This window comes from Paenibacillus mucilaginosus 3016 (assembly GCF_000250655.1).
Classification (GTDB): domain Bacteria; phylum Bacillota; class Bacilli; order Paenibacillales; family NBRC-103111; genus Paenibacillus_G; species Paenibacillus_G mucilaginosus.
The window spans coordinates 8491485-8511597 of the sequence record NC_016935.1 but is presented as its reverse complement, the minus strand read 5'-3'; the positions used below and the strand labels follow the sequence as shown (position 1 = coordinate 8511597).

At 62.7% G+C, this 20113-nt stretch carries 18 protein-coding genes; 17 read left to right on the top strand and 1 reads right to left on the bottom strand.

Going from position 1 to position 20113, the window contains the following annotated elements; all coding sequences use genetic code 11:
- Positions 1-31: 31 nt before the first annotated feature.
- A complete protein-coding gene (locus tag PM3016_RS35660; RefSeq protein ID WP_014372658.1) occupies positions 32-667 on the top strand; it encodes a class I SAM-dependent methyltransferase in 636 nt (211 codons plus the stop codon).
- 191 nt (positions 668-858) lie between these two features.
- On the opposite strand, the gene PM3016_RS35655 is transcribed toward PM3016_RS35660, so the two are convergent.
- Entirely contained in the window at positions 859-1416 is a 558-nt protein-coding gene (locus PM3016_RS35655; RefSeq protein ID WP_014372657.1) for a helix-turn-helix domain-containing protein, read from the bottom strand.
- A gap of 128 nt (positions 1417-1544) precedes the next feature.
- Here PM3016_RS35655 and PM3016_RS35650 point away from each other — a divergent pair, with 128 nt between their 5' ends.
- The 16 genes from PM3016_RS35650 (at position 1545) to PM3016_RS35575 (ending at position 19953) form a co-directional block, all read left to right on the top strand.
- Positions 1545-2285 carry an AzlC family ABC transporter permease gene (locus PM3016_RS35650; RefSeq protein WP_014372656.1) on the top strand — a complete coding sequence of 247 codons (741 nt, stop codon included), beginning with the start codon at positions 1545-1547 and terminating at the stop codon, positions 2283-2285.
- Positions 2270-2596 (top strand): AzlD domain-containing protein, encoded by a 327-nt coding sequence (locus tag PM3016_RS35645; protein ID WP_013921380.1) that lies wholly within the window; start codon positions 2270-2272, stop codon positions 2594-2596. Before PM3016_RS35650 ends, PM3016_RS35645 begins: the two co-directional genes overlap by 16 nt.
- A 245-nt stretch (positions 2597-2841) precedes the next feature.
- On the top strand, positions 2842-3966 hold the full coding sequence (locus tag PM3016_RS35640; RefSeq protein ID WP_014372655.1) for a helix-turn-helix domain-containing protein: 1125 nt from the start codon (positions 2842-2844) through the stop codon (positions 3964-3966).
- A 309-nt stretch (positions 3967-4275) separates the two neighbouring features.
- Positions 4276-6096: an adenine deaminase gene (locus PM3016_RS35635; protein WP_014372654.1), complete on the top strand. Its 1821-nt coding sequence runs from the start codon at positions 4276-4278 to the stop codon at positions 6094-6096.
- Between the two features lie 157 nt (positions 6097-6253).
- Positions 6254-6529, top strand: coding sequence for a hypothetical protein (locus tag PM3016_RS35630; RefSeq protein WP_013921375.1), 276 nt, complete (start codon positions 6254-6256; stop codon positions 6527-6529).
- A gap of 391 nt (positions 6530-6920) precedes the next feature.
- Positions 6921-8420, top strand: coding sequence for a cardiolipin synthase (cls, locus tag PM3016_RS35625; protein ID WP_014372653.1), 1500 nt, complete (start codon positions 6921-6923; stop codon positions 8418-8420).
- A 134-nt stretch (positions 8421-8554) separates the two neighbouring features.
- On the top strand, positions 8555-9445 hold the full coding sequence (locus tag PM3016_RS35620) for an SMP-30/gluconolactonase/LRE family protein (protein WP_013921373.1): 891 nt from the start codon (positions 8555-8557) through the stop codon (positions 9443-9445).
- A gap of 4 nt (positions 9446-9449) precedes the next feature.
- Positions 9450-10115 (top strand): serine/threonine protein kinase, encoded by a 666-nt coding sequence (locus PM3016_RS35615; RefSeq protein WP_013921372.1) that lies wholly within the window; start codon positions 9450-9452, stop codon positions 10113-10115.
- A gap of 81 nt (positions 10116-10196) precedes the next feature.
- Positions 10197-10970 carry a sporulation protein gene (locus PM3016_RS35610; RefSeq protein WP_013921371.1) on the top strand — a complete coding sequence of 258 codons (774 nt, stop codon included), beginning with the start codon at positions 10197-10199 and terminating at the stop codon, positions 10968-10970.
- A gap of 415 nt (positions 10971-11385) precedes the next feature.
- Entirely contained in the window at positions 11386-11826 is a 441-nt protein-coding gene (locus PM3016_RS35605) for a Dps family protein (RefSeq protein WP_013921370.1), read from the top strand.
- A 225-nt stretch (positions 11827-12051) separates the two neighbouring features.
- Positions 12052-13875 carry a cache domain-containing sensor histidine kinase gene (locus PM3016_RS35600; protein WP_014372652.1) on the top strand — a complete coding sequence of 608 codons (1824 nt, stop codon included), beginning with the start codon at positions 12052-12054 and terminating at the stop codon, positions 13873-13875.
- 480 nt (positions 13876-14355) lie between these two features.
- Complete coding sequence (locus tag PM3016_RS35595; RefSeq protein ID WP_014372651.1) at positions 14356-15318, top strand: extracellular solute-binding protein; 963 nt, start codon at positions 14356-14358, stop codon at positions 15316-15318.
- 6 nt (positions 15319-15324) lie between these two features.
- On the top strand, positions 15325-16503 hold the full coding sequence (locus tag PM3016_RS35590; RefSeq protein ID WP_013921366.1) for a response regulator transcription factor: 1179 nt from the start codon (positions 15325-15327) through the stop codon (positions 16501-16503).
- Positions 16504-16716: 213 nt separating this feature from the next.
- Positions 16717-18033 carry an ABC transporter substrate-binding protein gene (locus tag PM3016_RS35585; protein ID WP_013921365.1) on the top strand — a complete coding sequence of 439 codons (1317 nt, stop codon included), beginning with the start codon at positions 16717-16719 and terminating at the stop codon, positions 18031-18033.
- A gap of 153 nt (positions 18034-18186) precedes the next feature.
- The gene (locus PM3016_RS35580) at positions 18187-19068 is read left to right on the top strand and encodes a carbohydrate ABC transporter permease (RefSeq protein WP_013921364.1); all 882 of its coding nucleotides are present in this window, start codon (positions 18187-18189) and stop codon (positions 19066-19068) included.
- Positions 19069-19953 (top strand): carbohydrate ABC transporter permease, encoded by an 885-nt coding sequence (locus tag PM3016_RS35575; protein ID WP_013921363.1) that lies wholly within the window; start codon positions 19069-19071, stop codon positions 19951-19953.
- Positions 19954-20113: the final 160 nt, after the last annotated feature.

Sequence of the window (20113 nt, the reverse complement as noted above, 5' to 3'; positions counted from 1 at the left end):
GGCCTGGGTGATCATGGAAAGCGGGTGAATCATGACGAAGATGGAAGGGTTCAAAAGGGAGCTGGCGCGTTCCTACGACGGGGATGCGGCCCGCCGGAGCGGCAGGGCGCTGCCGGAGTGGAAGCTGGCGGAGCGGGAGCGGTTCCTTGCCCGGCTCCAGAAGGATCAGTGCCGCACTCTGTTCGAAATTGGTGCCGGAGCGGGAGTGGACGGCGCTTACTTCGCGGCGCAGGGCCTCAACGTTACCTGTACCGACCTGTCCCCGGCGATGGTCCAAAGCTGCAGGGAGCGGGGGCTGCAGGCGCAGGTCATGGACTTCTACGCCTTGGAACTGCCGGACGGCACATTCGATGCGCTCTATGCGATGAACTGCCTGCTGCATGTGCCCAAGGCGGACTTCGGAGGTGTGCTGAGCGAGCTGGCCCGCGTTCTGAAGCCGGGCGGCTTGTTCTACATGGGCTTATACGGAGGGACGGAATCCGAGGGGCCGTGGGAAGGCGATTGGTGCGATCCTCCACGTTTCTTCAGCTTCCATACGGACCGGGAGCTGGTGCGGCGGGTCGAGGGTATCTTCGGCCTCGAAGGGTTCTCCACCGTACCGCAGTCCGGGGAGCTTCACTTCCATTCCCTGCTGCTCCGAAGGCCGATTCGGGCCGGGTCGGTTTAGCGTTAATGGATTCTGTTTTACTAGATCGTGAATATGCACCAAAAAACCGTCGGGCTAAGTTTTTCCCGGCGGCTTTTGTGCGTGTATCCCTGTTTGTTTGCGTTCAGGCCGTGTGTCACCCTTGATCCAAGACTATGCCGTATCCCCCCGCCCGGCTGATGCGGCTCTTTGACACATACGATCCCGGCTGGTCACGGCGCTTCATAATACAGCACGTTCTGAAAATAGGCGGTTGCTTCCCCGGGATTATGGTATACGTGGGGCCGGTCCGCCTTGAAGCAGAGGGCTTCGCCGGCCGAGAGGTCGTAGGACTGGCCGCCGGCTGTAAAGCGGAGAGTCCCGGAGGTCACGACGATATATTCCTTAAGTCCCTTGGGATGTGCTTCGGCATGATGGGAGCTGCCGGGCTCGAGCTCCACGCGGAATACCTCGAGCGGCGTACCGGGGCGGTAGGGGAAGAGCGGATAGACGCGATAGCGTCCGTCCTCTTCGGTAACGGGCTGCGCATCGCTCAGGCGGACCACGACGACGTCCTGAAGATCTTCCTCCATGAAGGCGGTAAAAGAGACCTGAAGCCCCTGGGCGATCTTCCACAGAATCCCTACGGTCGGATTGGTCTCCCCGCGTTCGATCTGTCCGAGCATCGCTTTGCTGACCCCCGTAAGGGCGGCGGCCTTATCCAGGCTGAGCTCTCTTTGTTTGCGGATGGTCTGCAGATTGCGTCCTACGCGAAGATGAATCGGTTCCAAGAGGATATTCCTCCTTATTATGCTTGTGCAATATAGCGCACGAATATATAATATAACATACAAAAGTGCAGGATTACGCACATGGATTACATCGCAACGGGTCCATTGTAGCATGGGGAGGAAGCCGAATGGAATGCGGAAGTATCTTGGAAGAAGGGCGCTCAGCCGATAGGCCGGAGCGCTCGATGTTCCTGCAGGGGGTCAGGGACTGCGTCCCGACGCTGCTCGGTTACTTGAGCATCGGTCTGGCCTGCGGGGTGATCGGAACGACCTCGGGGCTCTATCCGTCCGAGATCCTGCTCCTGTCCACCCTGCTGTATGCGGGCTCCGCCCAGTTCGTCGTTGCCGGGATGGTGGCGGCCGGCGGATCGGCCGCTGCGGTGATCGTCACCGTGCTCTTCGTGAACCTGAGGCATCTGCTGCTCAGCGCGGCGCTGGCTCCATACTTTCGCCGGTATGCCCCTTGGAAGAACGCTATCCTCGGCTCGCAGCTGACGGATGAGACGTTCGGTGTCGCCGTCTCGCGGCTCGCCGGGATGAAGGGGCGTGCCCGCTGGATGCTCGGCCTGAATATCACCGCCCACGTCAACTGGATAGCGGCCAATATGGTGGGCGCCTATGCCGGTGCCTGGATCCCCGACCCCGGCAAATACGGGCTGCCGTACGCCCTGCCGGCGATGTTCGTCGGTCTGCTCGTGCTCGGCTTCGGCACCCGGCAGAAGAAAATCGTCGATGGGATCGTGGCCGTCAGCGCAGGCGCCGTCTGTGTGGCGGCGGGTACGTTCCTGCCCGGGCATGCGGCCGTGCTGGCTGCGATCGTAGTGGCAGCTGTGATTGGCATGGGGGTGCAGTCATGGACATCCGATTAGACATCCTGTGGATCATCCTGGGCACGGCCCTGGTGACCCTGCTGCCCCGGGTGATTCCGCTGGTGGTGCTGAGCCGCTTCGAGCTGCCCCCCGGAATGCTGCGCTTCCTGAATCAGGTGCCCATCGCCGTGATGTCGGCGCTGCTCGCCCAGGAGATCTTCCTGGAGAGCGGCCGGGTGGTGCCCCTCATGGAGAATATCAAGCTGCTCGCGGCCCTGCCGACGTTCCTGGTCGCCATGCTGACGAAGAGTCTGCTGGGTACGGTAGTTACGGGTGTGGTTACGATGGCGCTTCTGCAGCTGTGGTTGTAGGGAGCCCTTCATCCTGTACGTTCCCCCGTGGCCTTTGTCCGGGAAGCGGCCAATGGTCGAGGGGCTCAGGCAGTGCGGTAAAGACGAAGAGCACAGAATGGGCTTTGGCAGCCTGGCTGTGCTTTTTTTGATAGAGAATACCGCTGTCTGTTAGAAAATATTAGTGACAATCACCCGGCAATGTCTTATTATTTATTTAAATACGTAATTACGTATTTAAATAATAAAATGAGGTGAGCCGAGCGATGGTACGTGACGTGGAGGCGGAACTGGACGCGTTGAAGCTTCAGCTGGAGGATCTGCAGCGGGTGGTTGGACAGATGGGAGCGGACCGGACAGAGCGGCGGACGGTGATTGAGTCCGACCGGGCGGAAGCAGGGGAAGGGCCGGAGCGGTCCCTGCCCGGAGGAACCGATGCCGGTTCGCTCCATTACTCGGGAGCTTACCGGATCGGGGAGGAAGCCTTCCGGTGGGAGCCCCGGGAACGCCGGGTGGAGGAGCTGTTCGGCCTGGATGCCGAGAAGGCGGCCCGGATCCTGGGGGCGATCGGGCACAAGCAGCGGCTCGATATTCTGCGGACGGTGCTGCAGGAGCCGCGAACCGGAGGAGAGCTCGTGGAACGCCTGAATATGGGCACGACCGGCCAGCTCTACCACCATATCAAGGCCCTGCTGGGGGCGGACCTGCTCGTCCAGGAAGAGCGGGGCGGACGGTATGCCGTACCCGCCCACCGGAGACTGCCGCTGCTTCTGCTGCTGGCGGCTTCCGCCGACCTGCTCGATGCGAGCCGCTATGTCGAGATGACCGAGGCTAGGGGCCATGCCGGCTTTTATCTCGGCGGAATCCAGGCGGGTCAGGGGTACGACCCGCATCCGCTGATCTGGGCGCTGCTTGAGAATGCAGCGGCGGAGCACCGCGCGGGCTACAGTACCGAAGTCCGGCTGTTCCTGCACGACGACGGCTCGGTTACCGTGGCGGATAACGGCCGCGGCATTCCGGTCCGTCCGCTCGGTGCCGCCGGACCGGCGGAAGTGCAGACCTTGCTGACGGAGCTGGGGCAGCCCTCCCGCTCCGCGGTCTATGAAGCGCCGGGGGCGGACAAGGAGATCTCGCCGGCTGTAGTCAACGCCCTGTCCCAGCGGCTGACCGTCGAGATCCGCCGCGACGGGAATATCTACCGGCAGGAGTACCGGTACGGCGTTCCGCAGACGGGGCTGCTGACGGTGGGGGCCACAGGGGAGACCGGCACCTCGATCACGCTGCTGCCGGACCCGGAGCTGTTCGGCATACGGCTTCAGCGTGACCGGCTGGAGGAGCGGGCCCGGTCGCTCGCCGGCGCCTGCCCGGGGCTGCAGATCACCGTAGGGTAGATACGGAGAAGGCGGGATGCCGTCCCGGACCTGCCGGGGGATTCCCGCGTACGGGCCGCTGCGGAAGCAGCTTCGTGCGCGCGTGCATCCTGCCGGTTGCCGCTAACCGCACAGATACGCCGTACATCGCCGCTCTCTTTGTGTCCTCTGCCCAAAGGAGGCGCATCCTTTTGGTCTCCCCCACAAAAAGTGCATTTGTATGGAAAACGGGCTGCAGAACCCTTTGCGGCGGGAGGGGAAGTGTGGTATCTTATCTACCAATTTAACCAGGGGCCAGAGGAAACCCAAAAGACAAGGGAGTGAGCGGCAATGGACAGAAACAACCGCAGAAGACCGCTGGCGGATGTGCTGGCGGAGCTGGTGGCGACGGCCCGGGGAGACCGGAAGGCGAGTCTCGTCGTCGTCAATGCCAAGCTGGTGAACGTGTGTACGGCCGAAATCCTTGAGGGCATGGCCGTCGGCGTACAGGAGGGACGGATCGCTTATGTAGGAAGGAAGCCGGAGAAGCTGATCGGGCCGCAGACCCGCGTGGTCGATGCGGCGGGCCGCTATCTGGCGCCGGGCTTCCTGGACGGCCACTGCCATATCGAGAGCACGCAGCTCACGGTAACCCAGTTCGCCCGGGCGGTGCTCCCGCTCGGAACGACGGGCGGGTTCTTCGACGCCCACGAGATCTCGAACGTGCTCGGGCTGAAGGGCCTGAGGCTGATGCTGGAGGAAGCGCGGCGCACGCCGCTGGCCGCCTACATGCAGGTGGCCTCCTGCGTGCCTTCGACCTCGCCGGAGCTCGAGACGAGCGGCGCTTCCTTCGGCCCGGAGGAAGTGGCCGAAGCGTTCGGCTGGGGACCGGACATGATCGGCCTCGGCGAGGTGATGAACTTCCCTGGCGTCGTCTACGGCGATGCCGTGATGCTCGGTGAGATCGAAGCGGCGCTGCGGGCGGGGCGTGTGGCGGACGGCCACTTCACCTGGCCGTCCCACGACGAGCGCCTGATCGCGTATGCGGCCAGCGGCATCACGGGCGACCACGAATGCGTGACGAAGGAAGACGTGGCCGAACGCATCCGCCTCGGCATGTACGCCAAGATGCGCCGGGGCTCGGCGTGGCATGACGTCGAGGAGACGATCAAGGCGCACACGGAGCTCGGGCTTGACCCGCGGCGCATGATGCTTGTGACCGACGACCGCAGCGTGGAGTCGCTCGTGGACGAAGGGCATATGAACTTCGTTATCCGCAATGCGATCCGCCAAGGGGTGAAGCCGGTCACGGCCATCCAGATGGCGACGATCAACACGGCCGAGCGGTTCGGCGTCGTGCGGGACGTCGGCACGATCACGCCGGGCTCCTGCGCCGACATGGTGCTGCTGGACGGTCACCTCGCGGATGTGAATGTGGCCATGACCATCTGCGCGGGCGAAGTGGTCGCCGAGAAGGGCCGGATGGTCGTGGACCTGGAGCCGGCCGCTTATCCGGAGGAGGTCGTCCGCTCGGTCCGTCTGGCGGGTACGCCGAAGCCGGAGGATTTCGTCATCGCGGCGCCGGTGGCGGCGGGCACCTTGACGGCCCGCGTCATCCGCGTGCAGGAGAACCACGTGGAGACGAAGGCGGAGCAGCGGCCGGTTGAGGTCCGCGGCGGGCAGGTGGACCTCGCCGCCACGGCCGGCGGGCTGTGCAAGATCGCCGTGCTGGAGCGCCACCACGGCACCGGCGGACGGTCCGTCGCGCTGGTCGAAGGCATCGGCTTCGGCAGGCCGGCGGCGCTCGCGATGACCGTCGCGCACGACAGTCACAACCTGCTCGTCATCGGCAATGACGATGCGCTGATGGCCCGTGCCGCGGCGCGGGCGGCGGAGCTGCAGGGCGGGGCGGTCATCGCCTTGGATGACGGCGGAGCCGAGCTGCCGCTGCCGATCGCGGGCCTGCTGTCGGACGCCCCGTTCGAGCAGGTCGCGGAGCAGTCCCGCCGCCTCTCAGAGGCGCTGCAGGACGCCGGCTGCCGGCTCAATTACGCCTTCATGACCCTGTCGCTGCTGGCGCTCGTCGTCATCCCCGAGCTGCGCCTCTCCGACAAGGGGCTTGTGCAGATCACGGCCGAAGGCATTTCGCGGGTGCCGCTGTTCGTGGAATAACCGTACGCTGATACGCTTGTAAGCTCAGCGGAAGGTCCGCACCCGTCATCCGCAGAACCGGATGAAGTCCGGAGCTCCTCCGGCCCCTCGCCGGCATAAAGCTTCCCCAATCTTGCCATAGTAAGGGGGATGCCGCGAGGGAAAGGAGGAGAAGCCCATGTCCCGTTACGATTATGATTCCAGTCTGCAGTCGCAGAACCCGGTGTCGCAGGCGCAGAACTCGGAGGCGAAGGCGCATAATGCCGTGACCCAGGCCCAGTCCCATCCGTCCGCCCAGCTCATTGAGCAGGCGCATGCGGCGGTGGACAAGGCCCACCGCTCGCTCGACCAGGTGCCGGACGGTGTGAACCCGCAGGCGCTGGAGCTCACGAGCTCCCTGCTGGCCGAAGACGAAGAGGCGCTGAACAGCCTGACTCCGATGGAAGAAGAGTAGGCGGTTCCTTGACCGTAAGCATCAGTAAGGTTTCCCGAAGACCTGCCGACAGCCGTTTGGGCTGAAGCGGGTCTTTTTGCCGTGCCGTGATATTCTTTTACCGTGCTGTGTTATCCTTATGCCGTACGGCTGGAGGTGGCATCGTTCCCACCCACCGGTCTTCCCAGCCGGACTCACGGGGCGCTCTCCATGCTCGCTCGCCTCTTCTCTTCCGCAGGGACGGTTTCGCCTCCCCCCGTCCTCCGGGTAAGTAAACGAAGAGGGCTTCCCGGGAAGGGCGGCGCAGTGCGGTCCGAAGGAATAAGGGGCCGGACCGGGACAGACACTAACTTATCTTTCCTGCGGGGGAAGCGGCGTCCATAAAATACACAAGGGATCGGGGGAATGTACCATGCTTTCGCTGCCTGCCATGCCGGCACTGCCGGAATTCTGGAACGGCGGTCTGTGGAATTTGTTCTCGACATGGCTTCCTGTCATCAACTTCATACTCGCGATCCCGATCATCTTCCTGGAGCGGCGTAATATCGGCGTGACTTGGGCCTGGCTGATGGTGCTGCTGTTCCTGCCGGTGCTGGGCTTCCTCCTCTACCTGGTCTTCGGCCAGAATCTGGCGAGACGGCAGCTTTATAAGATGAAGCGCCGTTCGGAGCGTGTCGTGCGGGCGGTCGCCCATGAGCAGGTGTACCGCATCGACAAGGGATCGATGGAATACCGTAACGCGTCCGCCGAGGCTTACCAGCCGCTCATCCACCTGAATCTCAAGAGCGGGCACTCCATCCTCACCCAGAACAATGAAGTGACGGTGCTGACGGAGGGACGGGAGAAATTCGAAGCGCTGCTCGCGCACCTGCGGGAGGCGAGGCAGCATATTCATCTGCTCTACTACAAAATTTCTTACGATAAAATCGGATCCGATCTCCTCACGATCCTCGTGGATAAAGCGCAGAGCGGGGTCAAGGTGAGGCTGCTGTACGATGCGATCGGCTCGCCCGGTCTGCCCCGCAAGTGGGCCCGGAAGCTGATGCGCTCGGGTGCCGAGGTGTACCCGTTCTTCCCCTCGCTGGTGCCCTACCTCAACCTCAAGATCAACTACCGCAACCACCGCAAGGTCGCCGTCATCGACGGGAAGGTCGGCTTCATCGGAGGCTTCAATATCGGCAATGAATACCTGGGGCTTGACCCGCGGATCGGGCATTGGCGCGATACGCATCTCATGCTGCGCGGCGGCTCGGTGTATGAGCTGCAGCGGTACTTCCTCATGGACTGGTCGCTGGCTTCGGGCCAGGTGATGCCGGATAAGGAGCAGACGGCGTTCTTCCCGCCGCTGGAGCGCCAGCCGGGGAGTGCGGCCGTGCAGATCGTCACGAGCGGCCCGAATACGGACCGGCAGCAGATCAAGACGGCGCTGATCAAGCTCATCCACGAGGCCCGGGATCGGATCTGGCTGCAGACGCCATACTTCGTGCCGGATGAGAGTGTGATGACCGCGCTGAAGATCGCGGCCCTCTCCGGTGTCGATGTCCGGCTCATGGTCCCGTTCAAGGGCGATCACCGGCTGGTGCAGTGGGCGACGCAGGCCCACGTCGGGGAGCTGCTGCAGGTGGGAGCGCGGTGCTTCCAATACCAGCGGGGCTTCCTGCACGCGAAAACGGTGGTGGTGGATGGGAAGGCCGCCTCGGTCGGCACGGCAAACATGGACCACCGCAGCTTTGTGCTTAATTTCGAGATCAACGCGTTTCTGTATGACGAGAAGACCGCCGTACAGCTGGAGGCCGCCTTCGAGAAGGACCTTGCTTACTGCCGGGAATTCACGGCAGAGCTCTATAAGGGCAGGGGGCTGCTGAACCGGATCATGGAGTCGATGGCCAGGCTGCTGTCTCCGATTCTGTAGCGGAAGAGGTGCTTCGGCAGGCGGATTTTATCCGCGCTGCCCGGGCTGGCCCGTCGCTTGCAGGCTTATCCTATGCTACAATGGAAGCAAATGGGGATTGCCGGACGGCATCGGAAGAGGAGGACGCTAGAGCAATGGGGGACATGCAGGCGAAGGCGGAACTGGTATGGGATATACGGGCGGCCCTCGGGGAAGGGCCGGTGTGGGATCACCGCACCGGGCGGCTCCTATGGGTCGACATTGAAGGACGGCGGGTGCACTACTATGATCCGTCGGAGGCCGGGGACCACCGGACCATCCAGCTGGAGCAGCGGGTTGGGGCGGCCGTGCCGCGTACGGCGGGCGGGCTGGTGCTGGCGATGCAGTATGGTCTGTACCGGCTGGACCTGGAGACAGAGCAGCTCACGAAGCTGGGCGACCCGGAAGAGGGGATCGAAGGCAACCGGTTCAACGACGGCAAATGCGACGAGGCGGGGCGCTTCTGGGCCGGCACGATGAATATGAAGGAGAGTGAGCCGACGGGCTCCCTGTATTGTCTGGAAGCGGACGGAAGCCTGCGCCGCGCGCTGGAGGGGATTACAACCTCGAACGGGCTGGGCTGGAGCCCGGACAACCGCACGATGTATTACATCGATACGCCGACCCGCCGGGTGGACGCGTTCGATTATGATGGGGAGACCGGGGGGATCTCGAACCGCCGTACGGTCATCTCCTATGAGGGGGAGAAGGGATTCCCCGACGGGATGACGGTCGATAACGAGGGCATGCTGTGGATCGCCGAGTGGGGCGGCTGGCAGGTGTCCCGCTGGAATCCGCAGACGGGCGAGCGGATCGGACGCATCCCGGTCCCGGCGGCCCAGGTGACTTCCTGCGCTTTCGGCGGCGAGGACTACAGCGAGCTCTACATCACGACCGCCCGAAGCTGGATTCCGGACGAGCAGCTGGCGGAGCAGCCGCAGGCCGGCGGATTGTTCCGGGCGCGTCCCGGGGTGAAGGGAAGTGCGGCCGGCTTCTATGGGGGATAAGTCCATGACCTATGGGGCGGACGGCCACTTCTCCGCTTTGATCGACCGGATCGAGAGCGAGCTGCTGCCCGGGCTGTCCGTCGCCAGCGAGCGCCTGCATGAGCCGGTCGTCGTCCACCGGCTGCCGAAGCCGTGGAAGCTGGTCGGCGCAGGCAATTATGCTGTGGTGGTATCGCATCCGGACTATCCGCGCCTTGTCATCAAGATCTATGCTCCCGGGCGCCCCGGCCTTCAGGAGGAGGCGGAGGTGTACCGGCGGCTCGGCCGGCATCCGGCGTACTCCGAATGCTACCATTACGGGGGGAGCTACCTGGTGCTGCGGCGCCTCGAGGGCGTCACCCTCTATGACTGCGTGCGCAAGGGCATTCCGATTCCGCGCCGGGTGATCGATGATATCGATGAAGCCCTGGCTTATGCGGCGGCCCGGGGGCTGAGGCCTCACGATGTGCACGGGAAGAACGTGATGATGAAGGAAGGCCGCGGGATGGTGGTCGATGTCTCGGATTTTCTCAAAACCGACGAATGCCGGATGTGGAGCGATCTCAAAAAGGCCTACGAACGCTTCTATCTCCGGGTGCCCCTGCTCCACCGCATTCCGGTGCCGGACTTCGTGATGGATGCCGTACGCCGGGGCTACCGGGCCGTCAAGAAACGGGGAGAATCCTGCTGAGGGGCTGAAACCGCCGGAGGACCCCTGCGTAAGAAGGGATATGCGGCTCGAAGGAGCCAAGATGCTAAGGAGGCGGATGGAATGTCGTTTTTCAAGAAAGTGCTGGCCAGCGTGGGGATCGGATCGGCGAAGGTGGATACCCAGCTGCATAACGCGCAGGTGACGGTCGGAGGCGAACTGAGCGGCGTCGTGGTGATTCAGGGCGGACAAACCGAGCAGCAGGTCGACTCGATCTATATTTATATCAAAACGCAGTACATCAAGGAAGAGAACGATCAGAAGGTGCGCAAGACGGCCGAAGTGGCCAAGATCCGCGTCACCGAGGGCTTCCTCGTCCAAGCGGGAGAGCGCCGCGAAATTCCGTTCTCCTTCATCATCCCGGACTACGCGCCGATCTCCTTGAGAGGGGCGAACGTCTGGATCGAAACCGGGCTCGATATCGCAAACGCGGTCGACCCGACGGATCGGGACCACATCGAAATCGTTCCTTACGGGCACATGCAGACGGTTCTGGATGCCCTCGACATTCTCGGCTTCCGGCTCCGCGAGGTGACGAATGATTATGCGCCGCGGCTCGGGGGACACCTGCCGTTCGTGCAGGAGTTCGAGTTCGTGCCGACGAACCACTTCCGCGGCCAGCTTGACGAGCTCGAAGTGCTCTTCTTCAAGAAGGGCGACGACCTGGAGCTCTTCCTGCAGATCGACCGCAAGGCGCGCGGCCTCATGGGCCTCTTCGCGGAAGCGATGGAGACCGACGAGAGCTTCGTGCGCTTCACGATTCCGGGCAGCGAGCTGCGCCGCGGCGCCCAGTCGGTTGCGGGCGAGCTTCGCGAGCTTATCTCCCGATACAGCTGATTGCAGCGATAATAGAGAGGCCTTCGTTTCTTGGGAAACGGGGGCCTTTTTTGGCATGTCGGAAAGTTATACGCACCTCGCCCTAGACGGCACAGGCGTTTATTTTCCATGACCACGCTTGGTTTCAAACGGCGGGAAGAGGTGCGTCAGATCCCGGCGTCCGGCGGATAAACCGAGGCGAATTCTGCCATAGTAAGAGGGTTCAGGAAGAAAGATGCCGAAGCATTGTTCCACGTGGAAACAAATATTCCCACTGTTCGACAGCTTCCGGGCCGAAGGGACAGAATGTTCCCCCGAGAGCGGAAAGGGCGCGCCGGACAAGGGACGGAAGAACAATATACGCACCTTCCGTAGTGTGATATGCTTAGTTTGAGGTACGACGATTGGAAGAAAATGACGAGGAGGATTCTTTGCTATGTCCCAGAACCTGACCGAGGTGCTTAACACACAGATCGCCAACTGGAGCCTGCTGTACATCAAGCTGCACAACTTCCATTGGTACGTAAAAGGTCCTCAATTCTTCACCCTACATACGAAATTCGAAGAGCTCTACACGGAAGCGGCTCTGCACGTGGACAATCTCGCGGAGAGACTGCTGGCTCTGAAGGGCGAGCCGGTAGCCACCATGCGCGAAATTCTGGAGAAGGCAAGCGTACGCGAGGCGAACGGCGGCGAGAGTGCCGAAGCGATGGTGGCGTCGATCGTATCGGACTTCGGCATCGTGATCGGGGAGCTGAAGGAAGGCATGGCGCTCGCGGAGAAGGTGGGCGACGAGACGACAGGCGATATGCTGCTCGCGATCCACAGCTCGCTTGAGAAGCATGTCTGGATGCTGGAGTCGTTCCTTGGGAAGTAAGATTCCTGGAGCGAAAGGAAGCATAGGCTGGATCAGGCCGGGGGAGAAGTCTGCCTCCGGTTTTCTTAACCACACAAATGAAAGCGCATACCTATAAATTGACCCAAGCATGCTGTCGGCCGAAACTGCGTTCTTCTCCGGAGGGACAGCGGCCGGATATTCAACATATACCGGTAAGGACCCTGCGAATGCAGGTCATCCGGCACCGGAGGAGAGGTGAGACAGATGCGGCTTCTGGGGCGGCCCCTGCCGATCTTCGTGCAGCTGCTGGCCGGGATGTTCGTCATAGCGGTGCTTGTGATCGCCTTAACCAACATGTTCAACTACCGCCTGACCTCCCAGCTGGTCATGAACCGGACGGCAGGGTATACGCAGGAGTCGGTCGAGCAGCTCTCCGCCAAGATCGACGTGCTCCTGCGTCAGTACGACCAGTTCTCGCAGATGCTGGCGTTCGATCCCCGGGTGCAGGATGCTCTGACGGCTCCGGCAAAAGGCGGTCCGTTCCCGGACCCCCTGGAGCTTGGCCGGTATATGGCGGAGAAGGCCCGCTATCTGGCCAATGACATGCTCGTGCACCTGTTCGACCGGGACGGAAGGATCTATGCGTCCAGCGATGCCCTCCAGCTGTTCTGGAGGCAGCATGACGAAGTCTCCCTGACCCCGTGGTACGGGCGGATGTCGACGCAGGACGGGCGCATGCTGTGGGTGTACGGCCCGGCGTGGCGCGACGGCGAGATCCCGGCGATTATCGGGGCCCGTAAGGTGAAGGACCGCGCGACCCTCGAGACGGTCGGGGACCAGTTCATTGTGTTCCCGGTGGAGAAGATCAACCGGATTATCGGAGAGACGGGGCAGCGCGTCCAGCGCAAGGTGCAGGTGATGGACCGTTCGGGCAATATCGTCTACTCGACGGAGCCGCGGGAGATCGGCACGGCGGCGGATGTGGCCCTGTACTCCCGGTTCGGCGGAAGCACGCCTCCCTTCTTCGAATGGAGGACGAGGGAGGAGCAGCAGCAGGTGTACGTGACCTATGCGAAGTCCGCTTACAGTGGATGGACGGTCATTGCTTACTTCCCCAAGGAGGCGTTCTACGGAGACGCGAGGCAGATGTGGATGAATGTGCTCGTGACGATGGCGGCGGGGGCCGGCATTGCCCTGGTCCTGACGGCCTTCTACAGCTGGACGCTGACCCGGCCGATCCGCCGCCTGGCGGAAGGGCTGAACCGGGTCGGCCGGGGGCGGCTGCTGCCGGTCAAGAGGCGGTTCGCCAGCCGCGAGCTGACCCAGCTCTATGCGAACTACAACGGCATGGTCGCCCAGCTCGACGAAGTGATCCAGCGTCTCTCCGAGCAGCAGATCAGTGAGCAGCGGGCGAGGCTGGTGGCGCTGAAGGCGCAGTTCCGGCCGCATTTTCTCTACAACTCGCTGAACCTGATCTACTGGACGATCGAGGACGGACGGCGGGAGGATGCGCAGGAGATGACGCTGGCGCTGAGCGATCTGCTGCGTTACAGCGTCCACCCTTCGAGCGAGCTGGTGCCGCTGCGCGAGGACCTCGAGCAGCTGGAGCGGTACCTGCTCCTGCAGCGCGCCCGGTACCGGGACCAGTTCACGGTGCTTATGGACGTGGATGAAGGGCTGGAGGACCAGCCCGTCCCGCGTCTGCTTCTCCAGCCGCTGGTTGAGAATGCATTCCATCACGGGCTGGAGAACAAGGAAGGCGGGGAGTGGCTGCTGCGGGTAGCGATCCGTGCGGAGGGCTCCACGCTCCACTGCTCCGTGGAGGACAATGGCGCCGGGCTTGGCGAGGCGCAGCTGAAGGAGCTGGAGCAGCGCATCCGCACGGAGGCCGTGGCCGAAGAGAGCGGCCGGGGCATCGGGCTGCCGAATCTGCACCGGCAGATCGGCGCGTTCTTCGGGGAGCCGCACGGCCTGCGGCTCAGCCACAGCCCGCTCGGCGGACTGCGGGTGGAGCTTACGCTGCCGCTGAACGGCACACCTGTAGGGCGCCAGCCGATAGAGGAAAGGAGGGATGGCGGTGCGGCTTGATGTGCTGCGAATAGGAGCCGCAAGGTACCGGAGGCTGGGGAGGATCTCCCGGGAGCCCCGGAGACCTTGGCGGCTTTGGGCTCCGGCTGCGTGGCTGCTGCTTATCAGCCTGCTCCTCAGCGCCTGCACGCCGCAGGAGGTGCAGCTGCCGGCGGTGGCGTCTCCATCGCCGCAGGTCACCCTGCGCTTATGGGTGCGGGCCGGCAGCGGCTACGAGGGGCTCGTGAAGCGGTATGTGGCGGAGCATCCGGGGATTGACGTAGAGATGGTGACGGTTCAGTATGACGACCTGCTGCCGAGCCTCGTGACGGCCTTCGCCACCCAATCGGAAGCGCCGGATGCCGTCCTGCTCGAGGCCTATCAGCTGGGAGAACTTAAGCGCTTTCCCCTTTACTTCCGCAATCTCTACGAATTCGGGGATGAACGGGTCCACTATCTGGACTGGAAGTGGCGCCGAGGGGGAGAGGCCGGGACGGCCGCATGCTCTTCGCCATGCCGGCGGATATCGGTCCGGCGGCGCTGGCTTACCGCCGGGATCTGTTCGCCGCAGCCGGGCTGCCTACGGACCGGGAGGAGCTGGCGGAGCTGCTGTCCTCCTGGGAGAGCCTCGAGCAGGCGGGGCTGCAGCTCAAGGAGCGGACCGGGGCGGCCCTGTTCGATAACCTGACGAATGTGTACACTACCTACCTCAACCAGTACGACGTGAACAGCGTCACGGGAGGCTCCGGCATTCCGGATGCACCACAGCCTGGAGGAGCCCGGGAGGAGGCGGGTCTGCCGGCTGCCGGCACCGCGGCTGATCCCGGGGAGGAGAGCCGACCGCTCGATACCGGGCAGACGGACCGCATCCGGGAAGCCTGGGACACCGCGGTCCGCTTCCACCGGCTCGGGCTGAACGCGGGCCTGCCTTCGCAGAGCCCGGCGTGGGCCGAGGGCGCGGTGAATAAGCGCTTCGCCGCCGTGCTGGCCCCTTCGTGGCTGCACGGGCTGATGAAAAAGAACGCACCCGCCACGGCCGGCCAATGGGACCTCACCCGTGCCCCGGGCAAACCGTCGAGCTGGATGGGCTCCTTCCTGGCGGTGCCGGCTTCCTCGCGGTACCCGCAGGAAGCGTACGCGCTGGTGCGGTGGCTGACGGCTCCGCCCCAGCAGCTCGAGGGCTTCAAGAGCGGCGGGAGCTTCCCATCCACGCCGGAATCCTACGCTTCGACCGCCTTCCTGGAGGTGCGCGATGCGTTCTTCAATGGCGCACCGGTCGGGCAGATCTACTCCCATGCCGCCCTGCGGTATAAGGGGGAGTATGAGGAGGCGGTGTTCGCAAGGCTGGACCGGATCGTACGGGACGGCCTGCACCGGGTGGAGGCGGAGGGAGCCGATCCGGATGCGGTATGGCACAGCATCGAAGAGCAGATGAGAGCAGCACAAAGATCCGAAGGGGAGTGAGGCCTTGTGTTCACGATCATGGTAGCCGACGATGAAGCGAGCGTCAGGGAGCCGGTCTGCCGGCTGCTGTCGCGCATGGAAGGGGTCGACCGGGTGCTGGCGGCAGGCGACGGCCGGGAGGCGATGCAGCTGCTCGAGAACCAGCCGGTGCAGCTCGTGATTACGGACATCCGGATGCCGGCGGTGGACGGCCTGCAGCTCGCCGGCCATATCCGCAGCGCGTATCCGGAGACGGAGGTTTATGTGCTGACCGGGCATGCCGAGTTCGATTATGCCCGGCAGGCGGTGCAGTATGGGGTGGCCGACTATCTGCTGAAGCCCCTCTCGAAGAAAAAGCTGGAGGAGATCTACAGCACCTCCTACGGCAAGTACCGGCAGCGGAAGGAGGTCCGGCAGGTCGATGCCATCCGTCACCGGGCCCTGCTCGAGAAGCGGATCCACGATCTGCTGCACGATGTGCCGCTGCCGGATTTTGACCGGGGCCTCATCCCCCCTTACGAGAAAATCGTGCTCGTCTCTTTCTCCACCAAGGATCTGCAGTCGCTTGGAGAGGCATCGGTGCGCTATTTTATCCGGGGCTGCGCTGAGGAGGCGTTCAACCGGCTGGGGCCGGCCGTGGTCTGCGTGGAAAACCGGCTGGTAACCATCGTGCTGTTCTCGCCGAGGGAGGATAAGGCTGCCTGGGAGCGGGAAGTCCGGGAGACGGCCGTCTGGATGGAGGAGAAGCTGCGCGTGCCGGTGAAGACGGGGTACGGCGGATGCACCGACGACATCAAGGACCTCAGCCTGATGTATATCCGCTCGATGGCGGCTCTCGGCTTCACGGAGCTCTCCCGCAGAGGGGATGCGGGCGGGAAGCTGGCGCCGGTCGTGCGCGCACTACTCGGCTACGTCCACCGTGAATATGCCGGGGCGGCGCAGCTCACGGATTTTGCCCAGAATCATCAGATCAACCCGAACTATCTCAGCAATCTGTTCCACCAGGAGACCGGCATGACCTATTCCCAGTACCTGACCCAGCACCGGCTCACGGAAGCGAAGCGGCTGCTCCGGGAGACGCAGCTCAAGATCTATGAAGTATGCGAGAAGGTGGGCTACAAGGATCCGGCTTACTTCAGCCGCCTGTTCAAGACGGTGGAGGGGCAGTCGCCGAACGATTACCGGGCCTCCGCCGGGGGTGCCTAGGGAGATCTGCAAGGCTCCGCCGGGCACCTGACGGGGTTCCGGTTGGAGTCCGGTCCAGGTTCCTGTGATATCTCCAAGAAATCGAAGATCTGCCACATATACGGAAAACGGCTCCGTCCCTATACTAAATGTAAGGGCTTCCACACGAAACGTCGGGGGATCGAAGCAAATAGATGGTGGGTCGGGGCTCTATACGGAAAGGAGCGTATGTTGATGAAGAGGATTCGTCGGTTCGGCAAGGCATCGGCTGCGGTGCTGCTCTCGTCCATGCTGGTACTCAGTGCCTGTGGGGGGGGCGACAGCACCCCGGCAGCGTCCGGGAACAGCGGCAGCGGCGGGGACAGCGGCAAGAAGGTGCAGCTGCAGATGTGGTTCTGGCAGGGCGCCTCATTCGAGAAAATCATTCCGGAATTCAACCGCACGCACCCGAATATCGAGATTGTGCCGCAGATCTACAAGTGGGAGGATGCGCACAAGAAGCTTCTGACCGCCATGTCGGCCGGCTCCGGGGCACCGGATATCGCGATGGTCGATATCTCCCAGCTGGACCAGTTCACGAAGTATCCCGACAAATTCTACGACCTGAACGAATTCGGGGCGAAGGACATCGCCAAGGATTATCTCGATTGGAAATGGAAGCAGTCCATGGCCGGCGACAAGCAGCTCGGGCTGCCGACGGATATCGGGCCCATGGTGCTCTACTACCGGCAGGACCTGTTCCAGCAGGCGGGACTGCCGTTCGAACCGGACGACGTCGCGGCGAAGATCAAGACGTGGGACGACTTCCTGGCGGCAGGCAAGGTGCTCAAGGAGAAGACCGGCGCGGACATTCTCTCCAACCCGACCGAGCTCTACAATGCGATCCGCGACCAGGGCGACGAGCTCTACTTTGACAAGGACAACAACCTCATTATCGATAAAAATCCGCAGGTGAAAAAAGCACTGGACTACTTCAAAAAGTCGCGTGAGATGGGCATTGCAGGCACGTACGACCAGAAGAACGCGCTGCAGGAATACTCGGCGGCTCTCAACTCCGGCAAGATCGCCACATACATCTCCGCGGCCTGGGGCCGGGGGCATGTCGAGACGCGGGCCCCGGACACGAAGGGCAAGTGGCGTGCGGCCAAAATTCCAGAAGGCACGGGCAACATGGGCGGTTCGTTCCTCATGATTCCGAAGCAGGGCAAGTACAGCAAGGAAGCGTACGAAGCGATCTCCTGGCTCGTATCGCCGCAGCAGCAGCTGGAAATTTTCAAAATCTCGGGCAACTTCCCGTCCACTCCGTCGGTCTACGGCGACAAGGCGTTCACGGAGACCGGGTATGAGTTCTGGGGCGGCCAGAAGCTCGGCGTGCTGTACTCCGAAGTGGCGAAGGCGGTCAAGGTCCAGCGCAAGGGACCGGATTACGCGACGGTGGATACAATCATCGGGGACGGTCTCCAGGCCGTCGCCGTAGACAAGAACAAGGACGCCGAGAAAGAATTCTGGGCGCTCGTCGAGAAAGCCAAAGCCAAGCTCAAAAATAAATAAGGAAGGCCGGGAGGCCTTCCGGGATCCGGAAAGCGGAGCATGCGGGGATGGCCGGGGAGGCCGTCTTCCGCCCTCCTGCGCAGGTGCGGCTGCATGAGGCCCCCCCGCGCCTGGATTCCCGGCCTTCCGCCACCGGAAAGGAGTGATCGCGTTATGAAAAGCCTGCGTCCGTATTTGGCGCCGTATCTGATGATTTCGCCTTTTTACCTGCTGTTCATGGTGTTCGGGCTCTTCCCGATTCTCTTCTCGCTTTACCTTGCGTTCCATGCATGGGACGGGCTCGGCGAGATGAAATTCATAGGGCTGCGCAACTTCACGAACCTGATTACCGACGATCCCGACTTCTGGATCTCGGTCGGCAACACGTTCGCGATCTGGTTCATGTCGACGGTGCCGCAGCTGTTCGCCGCCCTGGTGGTGGCCTTCCTGCTCAACGCCGCGTTCCTGAAGTTCAAGGACGGCTTCCGGGCGATTTATTTTCTGCCGAACATCACCTCGATCGTGGCGGTGGCCATCATCTTCGGTTCGTTCTTCGGCACGGAGTTCGGCCTGATCAACGGGCTGCTCGGAGCAGCGGGGCTGCCCCGCATCGACTGGCTCAACGACACGCTGTGGGTCAAGGCGGCGATATCCCTCATGGTCATCTGGCGCTGGACCGGTTATAACGCGATCATCTACCTGGCCGGCCTGCAGAGCATTCCGAACGACCTGTACGAAGCGGCGACGATCGACGGGGCGTCCAAGACGCAGCAGTTCCTCTCGATCACACTGCCCCTCCTGAAGCCGATCATTCTCTTCACGGTCATTCTCTCGACGATCGGGGGCATGCAGCTGTTCACCGAGCCGATGATTCTGACGGGCAACTCGGGCGGCGCCACCAAGGGCGGGCTGACGCTGGTGCTCTACCTGTATAACCAGGCGTTCGTGAACCAGATGTTCGGGTATGCCTCGGCCATCGCCTGGGTGCTGTTCATCCTCATCGGGGCCTTCTCGTTCATCAACTGGAAATTCGTGTCGAGAGGGGAGCGGGTGTAGATGGCGGCCAATACGGTGGAGGTCAAACGAAATCTCGGTGTGGAGTCCGCGTCCCCGCGACGTACGGCCTGGCTCGGTTCGGCGCTCGTGTATACGGGCATGGGGCTTGGCGCGCTTGCCTCGCTCTTCCCGTTCTACTGGCTGTTCGTCATGTCGACGGCGACGACGGCGGATATGTTCCGCTTCCCGCCCCGGCTGCTGCCGGGGGACCAGCTGCTTGTTAACATTAACAAGGTCCTGGACGGCGTGGGCTTCTTCCAGTCCTTCGGCAACTCGCTGATTGTGGCGGTGCTGCATACGGCCATGGTGCTGTTCTTCTGCTCGATGGCGGGGTTTGCGTTTGCGAAGTTCGATTTTCCGGCCAAAAAGCCCCTGTTCCTCTTCCTGCTCCTCACGATGATGGTGCCTCAGCAGCTCGGGCTGATCCCGCAGTTCATCATCATGCAGAAGCTCGGGTGGATCAACGAGCTCAAGGCGCTGATCATTCCGGGCGCCGCCAGCGCCTTCGGCATCTTCTGGATGCGGCAGTACACGGATTCGGTCATCCACGACGAGCTCATCAACGCAGGGCGGATCGACGGCTGCCGTTCGTTCGACCTGTACTGGCTGGTCGCGCTGCCGATCCTGAAGCCGGCGCTCGCCACGCTCGGGATCATTACGTTCCTCGGTTCGTGGAACGATTACCTGTGGCCGCTCGTCGTGATCTCCGTGCAGGAGAAGTTCACGCTGCAGATGCTCATCGCTTCGATGAACGGGGTGTACAGCACCGACTATTCGATGGTCATGGCGGCCACCCTGATGGCCACCGTACCGCTGATCGTCGTCTTCACGCTCTTCTCCCGCCAGTTCATCGCGGGGCTGATGCAGGGCTCGGTGAAGGACTGAGCCGGGAAGAGAGAGGGCCGGACGACCATGGCGGCCGGGGCTGGTCCGCTGTGGTTGAACCGGAAGGGCCGGAGGCTCACATTGCCCTTATTTTAATCGCATCTTGTCCCTGAATGGGATGGGATGCTTTTTTGTTATTTGGATAGAGCCGGCACGATGG

Coding starts and splice junctions, on each gene's coding strand:
- PM3016_RS35660 (WP_014372658.1), top strand. CDS start 32: ATGACGAAGATGGAAGGGTTCAAAAGGGAGCTGGCGCGTTCCTACGAC.
- PM3016_RS35650 (WP_014372656.1), top strand. CDS start 1,545: ATGGAATGCGGAAGTATCTTGGAAGAAGGGCGCTCAGCCGATAGGCCG.
- PM3016_RS35645 (WP_013921380.1), top strand. CDS start 2,270: ATGGACATCCGATTAGACATCCTGTGGATCATCCTGGGCACGGCCCTG.
- PM3016_RS35640 (WP_014372655.1), top strand. CDS start 2,842: ATGGTACGTGACGTGGAGGCGGAACTGGACGCGTTGAAGCTTCAGCTG.
- PM3016_RS35635 (WP_014372654.1), top strand. CDS start 4,276: ATGGACAGAAACAACCGCAGAAGACCGCTGGCGGATGTGCTGGCGGAG.
- PM3016_RS35630 (WP_013921375.1), top strand. CDS start 6,254: ATGTCCCGTTACGATTATGATTCCAGTCTGCAGTCGCAGAACCCGGTG.
- cls (WP_014372653.1), top strand. CDS start 6,921: ATGCTTTCGCTGCCTGCCATGCCGGCACTGCCGGAATTCTGGAACGGC.
- PM3016_RS35620 (WP_013921373.1), top strand. CDS start 8,555: ATGGGGGACATGCAGGCGAAGGCGGAACTGGTATGGGATATACGGGCG.
- PM3016_RS35615 (WP_013921372.1), top strand. CDS start 9,450: ATGACCTATGGGGCGGACGGCCACTTCTCCGCTTTGATCGACCGGATC.
- PM3016_RS35610 (WP_013921371.1), top strand. CDS start 10,197: ATGTCGTTTTTCAAGAAAGTGCTGGCCAGCGTGGGGATCGGATCGGCG.
- PM3016_RS35605 (WP_013921370.1), top strand. CDS start 11,386: ATGTCCCAGAACCTGACCGAGGTGCTTAACACACAGATCGCCAACTGG.
- PM3016_RS35600 (WP_014372652.1), top strand. CDS start 12,052: ATGCGGCTTCTGGGGCGGCCCCTGCCGATCTTCGTGCAGCTGCTGGCC.
- PM3016_RS35595 (WP_014372651.1), top strand. CDS start 14,356: ATGCTCTTCGCCATGCCGGCGGATATCGGTCCGGCGGCGCTGGCTTAC.
- PM3016_RS35585 (WP_013921365.1), top strand. CDS start 16,717: ATGAAGAGGATTCGTCGGTTCGGCAAGGCATCGGCTGCGGTGCTGCTC.
- PM3016_RS35580 (WP_013921364.1), top strand. CDS start 18,187: ATGAAAAGCCTGCGTCCGTATTTGGCGCCGTATCTGATGATTTCGCCT.
- PM3016_RS35575 (WP_013921363.1), top strand. CDS start 19,069: ATGGCGGCCAATACGGTGGAGGTCAAACGAAATCTCGGTGTGGAGTCC.